A 14714-nucleotide genomic window follows, 5' to 3' on the forward strand; every position below is an offset into this window, starting at 1 on the left:
TGGGGGGAGGAAACAGGATGCCGGGTGCAAATCCGACTGCTGTCAAAGCTAAATCATTGTCTATAAAAGCTAAATTCGCAGCGCTCGTCACGGGCGCGACGCTGGTTTCATGCCTTTCGGTAGGGCTGCTGTCATATGAGATGGGCAAGTCCGGCCTGATCGACGCCAGCGAAATCAGGCTCGAAACGGTTGCAGGAAATCAGTCCAAGCAGCTTGATGCCTATACGCTGCGCGTCGAACAAAGCATTTCCGAGCTGTCGCAGAATGCCGCGATCGCACAGGCGCTGGAAACCATGACCACCGTTGTGCCGACGGAAAAGGAAGCGATCATCCAGGCCTTCCGCCGCGAAAACGTATCCGAGGAAGAGCGCGCCTCCTTCAGCGGCGAAGGATTGCGGCTGCTTTACGCCATCCGTCACGCGACAATCAACGCGGCCATTGCCAGCGTCTGGCGCAACACCCGGGTCAGCGACATCTATGTGATCGACAAGGCCGGTCTCATTATCTATTCCGTGACCAAGGGCAAAAACTTCCTGACCAATGTGTCGGAACCGCAAAACAGCACGATCAAGGAATTGTTCGACCGTATCGAAGCGGGCAAGGATGGCGTCGTCAGCACCACCGGGTTCGGCGTTGGCGGCGCTAATGATTCTGCCTTGGTCGGCATGCCGCTCGCGGTCTCGAACTGGGGCCAGCTGCAGCGCAAGGGCGCTGTCATCATGCGCATTTCACCCGACCGGATCGGCGCAGTAGTCACCCCCGAGGAAACAGGCAAGTCGATCGATGACGCCGTTCTTCTGAGCGCGGAAGGCAAGCTGCGGGCAGGCGTTCTCTCGGCCGGCGCCGATGCCGCCGTTTCCGAAAGCCTTGTGGCCCTTTCGAACACCAGCGAAGCCGGAACGGTGATGGCGCAGACACCTGCGGGCAACATCTTCTACGCCTATCGCCCGGTCACCGTCTTCGGACAGAAGCATCTTCTGGCGATCGGCCAGCAGGAAAGCAAGGTTCTCGCCGCCGCCAACGATCTGGCCTTCTGGGCGACACTGGCCACACTGGCTGTCCTTGCCGTCATGACCCTCGTCGGCATCTTCGTTTCCGCCAGCCTGACCAAGCCACTGACCGGCCTCGCCGGGCTGATGGAGCGCCTGAACGGCGGTGAAAACGATATCGAAATCAAGGCGGTCTCCCGTGGCGACGAGATCGGCACCATGGCGCGCGCTTTGGAATCTTTCCGCCAGGGTATTCTCGACAAGCAGCACATGGAAGCCGAGTCCCATCGCAAGAGCGAGGAGCTGGACGAGGAACGCGCCCAGCGCGAAATGGAAAAGGCAAGAAGCGCCAGGGAACTGGAAGAGGCTGTCGACGCCCTTGCAACCGGTCTCGCCAATCTTGCGGCTGGCAGGCTCGATCTTCGCATCGAAAAATCCTTCGTGCCGTCGCTCGACCATCTGCGCATCGATTTCAACAACTCCATCGCGGGGCTGGACGCGACGATCTCCAGTATCGGCGAAAGCGCCAATGCCATCCGCTCCGGCTCGGGCGAACTGAAAAGCGCCTCGGAAGACCTGTCGCGCCGTACGGAACGCCAGGCTGCGGCACTTGAAGAAGCCGCAGCGGCACTCGGAGACATGACGCAGGCCGTCAATGTCTCCCTGTCACGCTGCAACGTCGCCGTCGAGGCAACGGCGGGCACGATGCAGGACGCCCATAAATCCACGGCCGTCGTGAAGGAAGCGATCGTTGCCATGGAACGCATCGAGACCTCATCGGCCAAGATTCGCCAGATCATCGACGTCATCGACCAGATCGCCTTCCAGACCAATCTGCTGGCGCTGAATGCCGGTGTGGAAGCCGCCCGCGCCGGCGAGGCCGGCAAGGGCTTTGCGGTCGTGGCGCAGGAGGTTCGCGAACTCGCCCAGAAATCGGCGGCCGCCGCCCGTGACATCACGACGCTGATCGCCACGTCCGCAGGCGATGTGGAAAGCGGTGTGGCGCTGGTGCTGAAGACCGGCGAAAGCCTCGAGCAGATCCAGAAACGCATCCAGTCGGTCAACGACCAGATCGGCGAAATCGCCACGGCGTCGCGCGAACAGTCCGGCCGCCTCAGCGAAATCAATGCCTCCGTCAACGAACTCGACCATGTCACCCAGCAGAATGCGGCGATGGTGGAGGAAACGACGGCTGCTGCCTTCTCGCTGGCGAACGAGGCGGACGGCCTGACCGAGCAGGTGGGACAGTTCTCGGTAGGCGAAACCCGGCAGCGGGACCAGCGCTACGCGGCCTGATCGGAACAAAAAGAGCGAGGATGACGGAGGGGAGGTTTTCCGCTCCCCGTCATCAAAAAGGCCGGAGGCAAAACCTCCGGCCTTTTATTTTGCCTGAGAACCCGATCCGGGCTCCCAGGGGCCGAAGCCCCTGGGAACACGCCGGCGGCGCAGGATCACGATGATCCGTCGCCGGCTTCCGGGGAGGAACTCAGAAGAAGCCAACCTTGTTCGGGCTGTAGGATACGAGCAGGTTCTTGGTCTGCTGGTAGTGATCGAGCATCATCTTGTGGGTCTCACGACCGATACCCGACTGCTTGTAACCGCCGAAAGCCGCACCCGCCGGATAGACATGGTAGCAGTTCGTCCACACACGGCCCGCTTCGATGCCCCGGCCCGCCCGGTAGGCGACATTGGTATCCCGGCTCCAGACCCCGGCGCCCAGACCGTAAACCGTGTCATTGGCGATTTCGAGCGCTTCCTCCACCGTCTTGAAGGTGGTGACGGAAACAACCGGGCCGAAGATTTCTTCCTGGAAAATCCGCATCTTGTTGTTGCCTTCGAAGACCGTCGGCTGGATGTAATATCCGTCTTTCAGGTCGCCGGTCAGCGTCTTGCGGTCGCCGCCGGTCAGAACCCTTGCGCCTTCCTTCTTGCCGATATCAAGATAGCTCATGATCTTGTCGAACTGTTCCTGCGAGGCCTGTGCGCCAAGCATGGTCGACGGATTGAGCGGATCGTCCTGGCTGATGGCCTGAACGCGCTTGATCGCCTTCTCCATGAAGCGGTCATAGATCGATTCATGCACCAGCGCACGCGAGGGGCATGTGCAGACCTCACCCTGGTTGAGCGCGAAGAAGGCGAAACCTTCTAGCGCCTTGTCGAGGAAGGCGTCGTCTTCGTTCATCACATCGGCAAAGAAGATGTTCGGCGACTTGCCGCCCAGTTCCAGCGTGATGTTGGTGACGTTGTCAGCCGCATAACGCATGATTTCCTTGCCGACCGAGGTGGAGCCGGTGAAGGCGATCTTGGCGATGCGATTGCTCTGCGCCAGCGGCTTGCCGGCTTCAAGACCGGTACCATTGACGATGTTGAGAACGCCGGGCGGCAGCAGGTCTTCGATAAGCTCCATCACGACGAGAATGGAGGCAGGCGTCTGTTCGGCCGGCTTCAGCACGACGCAATTACCGGCGGCAAGAGCGGGCGCGAGTTTCCAGGCGGCCATCAGGATCGGGAAGTTCCACGGTATGATCTGACCGACGACGCCGAGCGGTTCATGGAAATGATAGGCGACCGTGTCGTTGTCGATTTCGCCGATCGTGCCTTCCTGTGCGCGGATGCAGCCCGCGAAATAACGGAAATGGTCGATCGTCAGCGGAATATCCGCATTGGTTGTTTCACGCAGCGGCTTGCCGTTATCCCAGGTTTCGGCCCGCGCGATGAGGTCGAGATTGTCCTCGATACGCTGGGCGATCTTGAGCAGGATGTTGGAGCGTTCCGTAACGCTCGTCTTGCCCCATTTTTCCCGTGCCTTGTGGGCCGCATCCAGTGCGAACTCGATATCGGCCGCATCCGAGCGCGGAACCTCGCAGATCTTGTGACCCGTCACCGGTGACAGATTGTCCATGTAGCGGCCGGATTTCGGCTCCACCCACTTGCCGCCGATGTAGTTGCCGTATTTCAGCTTGAAGGGCGCTTCGCCGGCTTTCTGCTGAACCTGAATATTCATGATTTCATCCTCCCTGATGAAAACGATCCGCGACGGACCGCATGGGAGAAAGGTGGGCCTAGATGGCGGCGGCCGGTAGTGGGGCGTCGTGGTTCCGCATCGCACATTGTCTCACATCTGCGACAAACCCGCGCGACAGATCGGTTTAACGGCAAATGAGGCCGGTTTCTGCGTGAAATGAGGCCTGAACTCGGTCTGAAACCTCTATTTCAAGGGTTCTGCCCTCAGTGCACGGCAAGCTTCTTCATCTTGCGGTGAAGCGTCGCCCGGCTGATACCGAGCAGGGATGCGGCCTGCGTGACATTGCCATTCGTGCGGGAAAGAACGCGGCGCAACGCCGAGCGCTCCGCTTCCGCAAGATCGGAACCGCCATCGTGACGCTGCTCCTGCAAAACATCCGAAGCTGGCACCCCCTGCGCGATGGCATGGTCATCGAGCTTCAGCGCCAGACGCGCCGCACGTGTCGCCCCCAGAACAAGATCGTCCTGATCCACGGCAAGCAGCGAAAGAGCCGCGCCAAAGCTCGTCGGCACCACAACGATGCGTGCGCCGGGAAAGGCGCGGCGGAAAAGATTGCCCTCGATGCGCTGCGCCGCATCCCTCACCGCCTGGGTGACGAAGGAGAAGGTCATCTCATTGATGTCGTCGCGGCAGGTGGAGATATCGAGCGCACCCGTCACCCTGCCCGTGTGGTCGCGGATGGGCGCCGTGGTGCAGCAGAGTTCCGTATTGGATGTGAAAAAATGCTGATCGCGATAAACCACCACCGAACGCTCGTCGACAAGCGCCGTACCGATACCGTTGGTGCCAACGCTTGCCTCGCTCCAGACCGCACCGGACCAAAGGCCGAGCGCACGGAAATCGCGGTCATCACCGGCGGCACCGCGCCGTTCCAGCGCAACGCCCTGCGCATCGGTCAAAAGCAGGCAGCAGCCGGACTTGCCGACGCTGTGGAAAATACGGTCGAGTTCATCGCTGCTTTCGGCGATCAGCCCGGCAGAGCTTTCGCGGGCGCGGCGAAATTCAAACTCGCTGAGGAAGATCGGCTTGCGGTTTTCCTCTGGCGCAAGGCGATGCTTGACCATGCAGCGGCGCCATGAGGCGATGATCGGGGAACTTGCGGCTGCGGAACGCTGGCGTGCTGTTTCATACACGCGTTCTGCATGGGCGATGTCTGTCGGCATTCGCTCCTCCCAAAGCTTTTCGGCGATGGTGCGCTGGAAGCGTTCCCGTTTCAACTAAAAACTTCGCGACCAGCATTCCTCGGCGCAACCGCGGGCTGCGCCGGACGATCAGACAGCCTTGAAGTAACGCCGCCCTGTGGTGATTTTCGGCTCGTCTTCCACCGTCAGGAAGGTATCGTCCACAAGATTGGCGATGGAGGTCAGCGGCCCGGGTCTGCCGAAGAAGAAGCCCTGCACCTGCAGGCAGCCTTCCCGTCGCAGGAATTCGATATGGGCCTTGGTCTCCACCCCTTCCGCAAGCACGGGAATATTGAGGCTGTGCGCCAGAATGAGCGTCGAGCGGACAATCGCCTCCGACTGTACGTTGGTCGACAGGCCATCGATGAAGGCACGGTCGATCTTGATCTTGTCGAAAGGGAAGCTTTGCAGGGTCGACAGGGAGGAATAGCCGGTGCCATAGTCATCCATGGCGATCTTGACGCCAAGCGCCTTGAGCTTGCGGATGGTGACGAGCGCATGGCGGTGGTCGGCGATAATGCTGCCTTCCGTGATTTCCAGTTCCAGCCTCTCCGGCGCAAGCCCGGTATCAGCGAGAATTCTCTCGACCTTCTCGGGAAAATCATTATCCGCAAGCTGCTGCGGCGCGACATTGACAGCAATGGAAAGCGATTTCTTCCAGAGAGCCGCCTGCGCGCAGGCTTCACGCAGAACCCATTCGCCCAGATCGACGATGAAGCCGGTCTGTTCGGCGATCGGAATAAATTCGGCAGGCGAGACCATGCCGCGCTCCGGATGGTTCCAGCGCAAAAGCGCCTCAAAACCGACGATACTGCCGCTCCTCGTATCGTTCTGCTGCTGGTAATAAAGCTCAAACTCATTACTGGCGAGGCCGCTGCGCATGGCAATCGCCAAGACGTTGCGCGCGCGGGCCGCCTCGTCCATGGACTTATCGTAGAAGCAGATCGTATCCGAAGTCCCGCTTTTCGCGCGATACATGGCGACATCGGCCTGCGCCATCAGCGTATCGGCATCGATGGCGCTGGTATTGCGCACCGATATGCCCACGCTCGCGCCCACGCAGAATGTCTGCCCGTTCCATTCGACCGGCTTGCTGATCTGTTCGATCAGTCGCTGCGCAAATTCCGCGCCATCGGCACGGGTGTAATAGGAATGGGTCATCGCCACGAACTCGTCACCGCCCATACGGGCCAGAAACTCGCCGGCTTTCAGGACAGAACTCGCCCGGTCGGCGATGGCGCGCAACACGGCATCGCCCGCCGCATGACCATGCACGTCATTGATTTCCTTGAAACGGTCGAGATCGATGGAGAGGAGCGCCGTATGTGCACCCATGGAGAGATAGCGCGTGCGGCGATTGAGATGCTCAATGAACGCCGCCCGGTTGGGAATGCCCGTCAGCGGATCATGCAGCGAAAGATGGCGATAGCGGGCAACCGCCTGCTGGGTGGACTGGGCATCGATGACATAGGTGGAAAGCCCGAGCGCCAGAAGCAGAAGCGTCACCGCGATGGCGCCGCCACCCATGACGGCCGGCGGCAGGAGATTTTCCGGAATGACAATGCGCGGATCAAACGCAAAGGACATCGAGGCCATGCCGGTATAGTGCATCGAGGCGATGGCAAGGATGAGAAAGGTTACCGCGCTGTACTGGCAGAACCAGTTGACCGGACGCGCGACGCGATTGATTGCAATGGCGCCCAGCATCGCTCCCAGCACCAGCGAGGCGATGACATAGCCCTGGTTCCAGAAAATCATGCCCTGAACATTGTAGGCAGCCATGCCGGTATAATGCATGGCGGCAATGCCGAGGCCGAGTATCAACCCGCCCGCTTCCACCAGCACGCTGCGCCCGCCATAGGCTGAAATGCCGAAACCCGCCGTTGTGGTTACAATGGCGATAAGCAGCGACAGTCCCGTCAGATAGGGATCATAACCCACATCGCCGGCAGCGACATAACCCAGCATTGCCACAAAATGGGTTGTCCATATCGCCGCACCGCCGTTCACGCCCGCCAGAAACAGCCAGTTGATCTTCTGTACACCCGTCGCCAGACGCGCCCTTGAAAAAAGACGTATGGTAACGAAGCTTCCCAGCATGCAGACGAAGACCGCTGCGGCGGTATATCGATAGTCGTGATCGACGGCGAGGCATTGCAGAACTTTGAGCATTGTCATCTACACAATTGGAATTCCGGGATGCTTTATCATTTGCCAAGTTTGCAGCGGGTTTATATGCATGGATAAGCATAGATTAAACTTTTCACCGCCTGCTTGAATTAGAATAATCTAATTAAATCAAGGCATGATATTCCGGCGAGAGACGCGGCCCTTGTCTTTATGTGCCGTTTGTATTATAGCGCCCGCACCCGTGTAGACACCCTTGGAGGCAACGCGGGCGGGATGGCCTCAAAGCCTCTCCAGTTCAGGCCGCTCTGTTCGGCGTGAACTCTCCATATAACCTCGAAAGGAATTGCCATGAGCAAAGAATCGTATGAGCTCAAGGCCGAGGCGCGCGAACGAGTTGGTAAGGGGTCCTCTCGTGAACTTCGCCGCAACGGTTTGATTCCCGCTGTCATCTATGGTGACAAGCAGGCCCCCATTTCCATCGCCCTGTCGACCAACGAAGTCACCAAGCGTATCCACGCCGGCGGTTTCATGACGACGGTTGCGATCATCGACGTCGACGGCAAGAAGATCAAGGTTCTCCCGAAGGATTACCAGCTTGATCCGGTCCGCGACTTCACCATGCATGTCGACTTCCTGCGCGTTTCGGGCAACACGCTCGTCAACGTTGAAGTTCCGGTTCACTTCGTCAACGAAGAAAAGTCGGACATCAAGATCGGCGGCGTTCTGAACATCGTTCGTCACACGGTGGAATTCCACTGCCCGGCCAACGACATTCCGGAATTCATCACGGTTGATCTCTCTGGTCTGAAGATCGGTGACAACGTTCACATTTCGAATGTGAAGCTGCCGAAGAACATCACCCCTGTGATCGCCGACCGTGACTTCACGATCGCAACGATCGTTGCTCCGGCTGGCGGCGTTGCAGAAGAAACGGCTGAAGAAGCTTCCGAATAATAATCGGCGGCCGCAAGGCCGGACAGCTCCAGACATTTAAGCCCGTTCCGTTTTCGGAACGGGCTTTTTAGTTTTTATGAACTTTAAAGACAGAAACCCTTCTGCCCCGTGCATGATGCCGGACCTGTTTCAGCGTCGATTAACAATTCCATGAAACGATACCCCTGCGCTGTCATGAAAACACCGGACGGGTGGAAAATGGCGCGCAGCAATTCAGGGGCAAGGGTAACTGCAATAGAACATGGCTCATTCCGTCGAAAGCCGCTTCATCGCGATTGTTTCCGGCGCACTTCTTACAGTGGTCGCTCCGCTATTCACGCTTTTGCTGACGCTCTCCTATCACGAGGCTATTCGCAGCCAGCGTAATCACCTTGAAATTCTGCTCTCAACAAATGCCCAGGCGCTTGCCCGCCCCCTGTGGGATCTCGACGACGACACGATAAACCAGATTACCGGGACCCTCGTTTCCGACCCCATGATCAAGATGGTCGAGGTCAAGGACACCTCCGGTCAGCTCGACATCGTTCAGACAGCCGGCAGCGACTTCATTCAGGACGCCTCCTCGACGACGCGCGACGTCGCCTACAAAACCACCAAGGGCTCCGTCAAGGTCGGGCAGCTGACGATCTATTATGACGATGTCAGCCTTCTGACATCTCTCAGCCGCACCGAATTGTCGTTCATCACGATTTTCATCCTTGCCATTCTCACCATTGTGCTGGCGGCCATTGCCGGCAACCGCTTCATGGTCATCCGCCCGCTGATGCGGCTTGCAGCCGCCATTGAGGCGACACGGCGCCTCGGCTCGCGTCACCACGTCGACTGGCGGTCGAAGGACGAGATCGGCAGGCTGGCGAAGAGCTTCAACGAGATGCAGACCCAGCTCGAAAAGGAAGAGCTGGAGATCAAGAACGCCCATGAGCGGAAGACGGAAATCTACAACCGGACGCCCGCCATGCTGTTCTCGCTCGACAGGCACGACCGCATTGCCGCCGTCAGCGACTATTGGGTGCAGGCGACCGGTTACGACCGCGCGAAGATACTTGGCCTGAATTTCGCCGATCTCATCCACCCGGATGATCGCTCCCTGTTCCAGAAACGCAAGGCTGCCCAGCAGTCGCCGGACGCCGCGCATACCGGCATCACCGTCCGCTTCCATTGCATGGATGGCGACGTCATGGACGCGCTTATTCTCGAAAAAGCCCTCGATTCCGGTGATGCTACACAGCAGAGCACATGTCTCTGCGTCATGACTGATGTGACCGAGCTGCGCCAGTCGGAAAAGCGCAACCGCCAGCAAGCCATTTCCGACCATCTGACCGGCCTTTTCAATCGCCAGGGTTTTGAGGCGATCCTCGACCTGCAGATTCGCGATGCGGACCGGAACGGCAGCGAACTGGCGTGCCTGTTCATCGACCTCGATCGGTTCAAGGCCATTAACGACAATCTCGGCCATGCGGCGGGCGACGCGGTTCTGCGGGAATTCACAATGAAGCTCGAGCCGTTGCTGACGCCGCTCGACAGCGCCTCGCGCCTGGGTGGCGACGAATTTGCCATTCTGCTTGCCGGCGACAAGGTGGAAGAGCGCGCCCTGCAGTTCTGCGAACGCGTCTGCACCATGCTGGACACACCCTTCGAGATCGAGAACAACAGCATCCGTCTCAGCGCCAGTATCGGCATGGCCGTCTATCCTCTGCATGCTTCCAGCGCCTCGGAGCTTTTGCAGAATGCCGACATGGCCATGTATACCCGCAAAAGAACCGGCAAGAACGGTTCGCAGGTCTTCGACAGCTCGATCATGGACCGGGCGCGCGAGCATGCGGAACTGGAACGGGATATAGCGCAGGCACTCTCCGACGACTGGTTCGAGGCTTATTTCCAGCCGATTCAGGACCTTGCAAGCGGCCGAACGGCGGGTTTCGAGGCGCTTTTGCGTCTTAACCACCCGGAAAAGGGTCTGCTCTCCCCCGCCGCCATCATCAGCCTTGCGGAAGAAAACGGCACGATCCACCGCATCGGCAACGTCATCCTCGATCAGTCGATCGCCAATCTCGCACGGCTGTCGCGCCTGCCGGGTATGGAGCAGACATATGTGGCGGTGAATTTTTCGCCGTTGCAGTTCGAGCCGGGATTGCCGACGCGTATCGCCGGTGTGCTGCATCGGCACGGCATTCTCCCCAAACGGCTGGTCATCGAGATCACCGAAGCTGTGATCATGAAGGACGACCCGCAAATCCGGGCGATCCTCAACGCCATTCATCAGCTGGGCTGCCGCATCGCGCTGGACGATTTCGGAACAGGTTACTCGTCGCTCAGCTATCTCAGCCGTTTTCCGGTCGATATCGTCAAGATTGACCAGTCTTTCACCCGCTCGATCTGCGACGACGCAATGGAGATAAGACAGCGCAACCGCATGCTGGTGGAGGGCATCGCCGCCATCTCCCACAAGATGAACTGCGCCGTCATCGCCGAAGGCGTTGAGACGGAAGAGCAGAAGGAGCTTCTGACGGCGATAGGCGCGGATTACGGACAGGGCTACCTGTTTGCACGTCCCCAACCCATCGGAAGACTGATGGATGCATTGGACGCGGCTTCCGGCGCAAGCCACCCCGCGGCGCGACAAGCCTGAGCCGGTGGGAGCAACGATGAGATTGATCCGCTTCTGTCTGATCTTTCTTGCTCTCGCCAATCCGGCCTGTGCGGCCAAGCTTTTCCTGACGACCGAGGTCTATCCGCCTTACAATATGCAGGCCGGCGACGGCAGCGTGCGGGGCGTCTATATCGACCAGCTCAAGATCGTGCTTGAGGAAACCGGCACGGATTACGAAGTCGCCGTCATGCCCTGGGCACGCGCAATCGCCATGGCAACAACGCAGCCCATGCATTGTGTCTTCGCTGCGGCAAGAACCGCCGAACGTGAAAAGCTCTTCAAATGGGTCTCGCCGATCCACAGCGACCGCAATATTCTTGTGGCGCGTCGCGAGGCGGATATCGATGTTTCAAGCCTTGAGGACGCCAAGAAATACCGGGTCGGCACCCAGCGCGGCGACTATACCGAAAGCCTTCTGGAAAGGCTCGGTTTCCCGCAGGTCGACGTCGGCTCTGACTTCCAGATCACGCTTCATAAGTTGAGAGTTGGAAGAATCGACCTGATGCCCATGTCGGAAAGCACCTTCAAAAGCCTGCCAGCAGATACATTCAAGGAAGTGATAACCTTCACGCGGCAACAGCTGGGTCTTGCATGCAATAAAAGCGTTCCCGACGCAGTGATCGCGAAATTGCAGGCCCGGCTGGACAGGCTGATCGCCGATGGAACACAGCAGCGCATATTCGACCGCTACAATCTCGTCAGCCCCTGAACTGATAAAATGATTGACAGCCGACGGATTTCGGGGTGGTGACAACAGCATCGTCAGGCAAAACGCGGACATGCCCCATGAAGATCATCGCAGGACTCGGTAATCCCGGCTCGCAATATGCGGGAAACCGCCACAATATCGGTTTCATGGCCGTCGATGCGCTACAGCGCCTGCCCTCCTTCTCGCCCTGGGCGAGAAAGTTCAAGGCGGAGATTTCCGAAGGCGAGATCGGCGGCGAGAAAGTTCTGCTGATGAAGCCGCTCACCTATATGAACCTTTCCGGCGAATCCGTCGGCGAGGCCATGCGCTTCTTCAAGCTCACGCCGGCGGACATCATCGCCATCCATGACGAACTCGATCTCCCCGCCGGCCGCGCACGCATCAAGACCGGCGGTGGCCATGGCGGCCATAATGGCCTGAAATCGCTCGATGCCCATTGTGGCAAGGAATATCGCCGCCTGCGTCTCGGCATCGGCCATCCCGGCGACAAGGAGCGCGTGCATGGCCATGTACTCGGCGATTTCGCCAAGGCCGACCGTGTCTGGCTGGAGCCGTTGCTGGACGCCATTGCCGACAATGCCGCCATGCTGGTGAAGGCGGAGGATTCGCAGCTGATGAACAAGCTGGCGCTGGCCACCGGCAGCAAGCCGGAAACGGAAAAACCTGCTAAGGCGGCCAAACCCGCGGCACAGTCCCACATCCATCAGGCCCGCAACAGCGCCCAGCCGAAAAAGCTGCCTGAAACCGGACCCATGGCCGAAATGCTGAAGCGGATGTTCGGCAAGAAGGACTAGGTTTCGCATGTCTTCAGCAACCCTCGTCCTGCGCGAAGCCGGCTCCGCCGACCTGCCCGGCCTGCTTGAGCTTTATCGGGCGCTCAATCCGTCCGACCCGCAATTGACGGCACAAGAGGCAAGAGCCGCTTTCACCGCAATGCTCGGCCAACCCGGCCTCACCGTGTTTCTGGCAACCGAGGCCGGAGAACCGGTCGCGACCGCCACGCTTCTGGTCGTTCCGAACCTGACACGCGCCGCCCGCCCCTATGCCCTCATCGAAAACGTGGTGACGCTGGAAACCCATCGCGGCCGCGGCTATGGCCGCGCGGTGGTGCGCCATGCCATCGAGGCCGCCTTTGCCGCAAATTGCTACAAGGTGATGCTGCTGACCGGCCGACAGCATCCCGAGGTTCACGCCTTTTACGAAAGCTGCGGCTTTGTCCAGAACAAGACCGGTTTCCAGATCCGGCAGGATTGACGCTCACTCCTCCGGTTCGGTGGTGAACATCAGCGGAAAACCCGCCTCCTTGCCAAGATCGGTCGCCTCCTTGGCCTTTGTCTCGGCAATGTCGCGCTCGCAGACGACGACGACCGCGCTGCCGAAGCGATGCGCCGTCATCATGACGCGGCGGCCGGTGTCTTCGCTCATGCGGAACACGGCTTTCAGCACAACGGTTACGAATTCACGCGGCGTATAATCGTCATTCAGCAGGATGACCTTGTAAAGCTTCGGCCGTTCCAGCTTCGGTTTGACTTTCGGTTTCGGTTTGAGATCGACAGGACTGTCACTCATTATTGTCGCCCGTAATTGTCACTCAGATATTGCGCATGGGGAACCCCCCATTGATGACGAAAGATCGGTCGCTCGACCGGCGCATATTGCGCCGCAACCGCAGCATCGACAAGCCCGGCACGCCGGCCGCGCGAAATTCCGCACCATTCGCAGGGCTTTGCTCGCCCAAATCGGCCCACGGGCTTGACCTTGCCCTGCCCTTTCCTCAAAAGGCTCCTCAACGAATTCTTTCAAACGGACAGGTTTCAAGCCATGGGCTTCAAATGCGGTATCGTTGGATTGCCAAATGTCGGCAAGTCCACCCTCTTCAACGCGCTGACGAAAACGGCCGCCGCGCAGGCCGCCAACTATCCTTTCTGCACCATCGAGCCCAACACCGGCGAAGTGGCCGTGCCGGACCCGCGCATGCAGCAGCTTGCAGCCATCGCCGGCTCGAAGGAGATCATCCCGACCCGCATTTCCTTCGTGGACATTGCCGGCCTGGTGCGCGGCGCGTCGAAGGGTGAAGGTCTCGGCAACAAGTTCCTGGCCAATATCCGCGAAGTCGATGCCGTCGTGCATGTCCTGCGCTGCTTCGAAGACGACGATATCACCCATGTGGAAGGCCGCATCAATCCGGTCGGCGATGCTGACACGATCGAGACGGAGCTGATGCTCGCCGACCTTGAAAGCCTGGAACGCCGCGTCGAGCAGACCCGCAAGCGCGCCAGCAGCAAGGACAAGGAATCCCTCGCCCAGCTGCCTGTCATGGAAGCCGTCATCGCGCTGCTCAACGACGGAAAGCCGGCACGCCTGCTTTTGAAGACGCTGGCGGCGGAGGAGATCGAAATCCTCAAGGGCCTCAACCTTCTGACGTCGCACCCGGTGCTTTATGTCTGCAACGTCTCGGAAGCCGATGCATCGTCCGGCAACGAGCACACTGAGGCCGTCGCAGCGATGGCAAAGCAACAGGGCGCCGAATGTGTGATCATCTCGGCGGCAATCGAAGCCGAAGTCGCGCAGCTCCCCGCCGATGAAGCCGAGGAATTCCTCTCGGCGCTGGGGCTTACCGAAGCGGGTCTCGACCGGTTGATCCGGGCCGGCTATCACCTGCTCGACCTCATCACCTATTTCACCGTCGGCCCGAAGGAAACCCGCGCCTGGACGATCGTGCGCGGCACCAAGGCCCCTGCCGCCGCCGGCGTCATCCATACCGATTTCGAACGCGGCTTCATCCGCGCCTTCACCATCAGCTTTGACGACTACATCGCCTACAAGGGCGAAGTCGGCGCCAAGGAAGCCGGCAAAGGGCGCGACGAAGGCAAGGAATATGTCGTTCAGGACGGCGACGTCATCCATTTCCGCTTCAATACCTGATCTGGAGCGGAGCCTGCTTGCGGTCAGGTCACTTCCTTTGAAGGCGATAAGTGGGCGCAGATCTGGCCGCTTGTTTCTTCTCACCGCCGGGGAGAAGGTGGCCCGAAGGGTCGGATGAGGGGGCACCCTCCCCCGAATATCTCGACGCTCG

At 59.5% G+C, this 14714-nt stretch carries 11 protein-coding genes; 7 read left to right on the forward strand and 4 right to left on the reverse strand.

The window, feature by feature from the left end:
- The first annotated feature begins 17 nt into the window (after nucleotides 1–17).
- The gene (locus AGR13A_RS10900) at nucleotides 18–2285 is read left to right on the forward strand and encodes a methyl-accepting chemotaxis protein (RefSeq protein WP_080835407.1); all 2268 of its coding nucleotides are present in this window, start codon (nucleotides 18–20) and stop codon (nucleotides 2283–2285) included.
- Nucleotides 2286–2475: 190 nt separating this feature from the next.
- On the opposite strand, the gene adh is transcribed toward AGR13A_RS10900, so the two are convergent.
- The 3 genes from adh to AGR13A_RS10915 all read right to left on the reverse strand — a co-directional run bounded on the left by adh (nucleotide 2476) and on the right by AGR13A_RS10915 (nucleotide 7367).
- Entirely contained in the window at nucleotides 2476–3993 is a 1518-nt protein-coding gene (gene adh / locus AGR13A_RS10905; RefSeq protein WP_080835410.1) for an aldehyde dehydrogenase, read from the reverse strand.
- 224 nt (nucleotides 3994–4217) lie between these two features.
- Nucleotides 4218–5177 (reverse strand): helix-turn-helix domain-containing protein, encoded by a 960-nt coding sequence (locus AGR13A_RS10910; RefSeq protein ID WP_035220224.1) that lies wholly within the window; start codon nucleotides 5175–5177, stop codon nucleotides 4218–4220.
- Between the two features lie 108 nt (nucleotides 5178–5285).
- A complete protein-coding gene (locus tag AGR13A_RS10915) occupies nucleotides 5286–7367 on the reverse strand; it encodes a putative bifunctional diguanylate cyclase/phosphodiesterase (protein ID WP_080836765.1) in 2082 nt (693 codons plus the stop codon).
- A gap of 306 nt (nucleotides 7368–7673) precedes the next feature.
- Here AGR13A_RS10915 and AGR13A_RS10920 point away from each other — a divergent pair, with 306 nt between their 5' ends.
- From AGR13A_RS10920 to AGR13A_RS10940, 5 genes are all read left to right on the forward strand, one after another.
- Nucleotides 7674–8279: a 50S ribosomal protein L25/general stress protein Ctc gene (locus AGR13A_RS10920; RefSeq protein ID WP_035220222.1), complete on the forward strand. Its 606-nt coding sequence runs from the start codon at nucleotides 7674–7676 to the stop codon at nucleotides 8277–8279.
- Nucleotides 8280–8520: 241 nt separating this feature from the next.
- Entirely contained in the window at nucleotides 8521–10908 is a 2388-nt protein-coding gene (locus AGR13A_RS10925) for an EAL domain-containing protein (protein ID WP_080835413.1), read from the forward strand.
- 16 nt (nucleotides 10909–10924) lie between these two features.
- Nucleotides 10925–11638 (forward strand): substrate-binding periplasmic protein, encoded by a 714-nt coding sequence (locus AGR13A_RS10930; protein ID WP_080836767.1) that lies wholly within the window; start codon nucleotides 10925–10927, stop codon nucleotides 11636–11638.
- A gap of 77 nt (nucleotides 11639–11715) precedes the next feature.
- A complete protein-coding gene (pth, locus tag AGR13A_RS10935) occupies nucleotides 11716–12432 on the forward strand; it encodes an aminoacyl-tRNA hydrolase (RefSeq protein WP_080835416.1) in 717 nt (238 codons plus the stop codon).
- Between the two features lie 7 nt (nucleotides 12433–12439).
- The gene (locus tag AGR13A_RS10940) at nucleotides 12440–12892 is read left to right on the forward strand and encodes a GNAT family N-acetyltransferase (protein ID WP_080835419.1); all 453 of its coding nucleotides are present in this window, start codon (nucleotides 12440–12442) and stop codon (nucleotides 12890–12892) included.
- A gap of 3 nt (nucleotides 12893–12895) precedes the next feature.
- On the opposite strand, the gene clpS is transcribed toward AGR13A_RS10940, so the two are convergent.
- Nucleotides 12896–13207, reverse strand: a complete 312-nt coding sequence (gene clpS / locus AGR13A_RS10945) for an ATP-dependent Clp protease adapter ClpS (RefSeq protein WP_035220214.1) — start codon at nucleotides 13205–13207, stop codon at nucleotides 12896–12898.
- 252 nt (nucleotides 13208–13459) lie between these two features.
- Between clpS and ychF the strand changes: the two genes are divergently transcribed.
- Nucleotides 13460–14563, forward strand: a complete 1104-nt coding sequence (gene ychF / locus AGR13A_RS10950) for a redox-regulated ATPase YchF (RefSeq protein WP_080835421.1) — start codon at nucleotides 13460–13462, stop codon at nucleotides 14561–14563.
- The last annotated feature ends 151 nt before the right edge of the window (nucleotides 14564–14714 follow it).

Source organism: Agrobacterium genomosp. 13 str. CFBP 6927, from assembly GCA_900012615.1.
In the GTDB taxonomy this organism is placed as follows: Bacteria; Pseudomonadota; Alphaproteobacteria; order Rhizobiales; family Rhizobiaceae; genus Agrobacterium.

Excerpts from the sequence above, each read along its gene's own strand:
- AGR13A_RS10900 (WP_080835407.1), top strand. The coding sequence starts at position 18 with ATGCCGGGTGCAAATCCGACTGCTGTCAAAGCTAAATCATTGTCTATA.
- adh (WP_080835410.1), bottom strand. The coding sequence starts at position 3,993 with ATGAATATTCAGGTTCAGCAGAAAGCCGGCGAAGCGCCCTTCAAGCTG.
- AGR13A_RS10910 (WP_035220224.1), bottom strand. The coding sequence starts at position 5,177 with ATGCCGACAGACATCGCCCATGCAGAACGCGTGTATGAAACAGCACGC.
- AGR13A_RS10915 (WP_080836765.1), bottom strand. The coding sequence starts at position 7,367 with ATGCTCAAAGTTCTGCAATGCCTCGCCGTCGATCACGACTATCGATAT.
- AGR13A_RS10920 (WP_035220222.1), top strand. The coding sequence starts at position 7,674 with ATGAGCAAAGAATCGTATGAGCTCAAGGCCGAGGCGCGCGAACGAGTT.
- AGR13A_RS10925 (WP_080835413.1), top strand. The coding sequence starts at position 8,521 with ATGGCTCATTCCGTCGAAAGCCGCTTCATCGCGATTGTTTCCGGCGCA.
- AGR13A_RS10930 (WP_080836767.1), top strand. The coding sequence starts at position 10,925 with ATGAGATTGATCCGCTTCTGTCTGATCTTTCTTGCTCTCGCCAATCCG.
- pth (WP_080835416.1), top strand. The coding sequence starts at position 11,716 with ATGAAGATCATCGCAGGACTCGGTAATCCCGGCTCGCAATATGCGGGA.
- AGR13A_RS10940 (WP_080835419.1), top strand. The coding sequence starts at position 12,440 with ATGTCTTCAGCAACCCTCGTCCTGCGCGAAGCCGGCTCCGCCGACCTG.
- clpS (WP_035220214.1), bottom strand. The coding sequence starts at position 13,207 with ATGAGTGACAGTCCTGTCGATCTCAAACCGAAACCGAAAGTCAAACCG.
- ychF (WP_080835421.1), top strand. The coding sequence starts at position 13,460 with ATGGGCTTCAAATGCGGTATCGTTGGATTGCCAAATGTCGGCAAGTCC.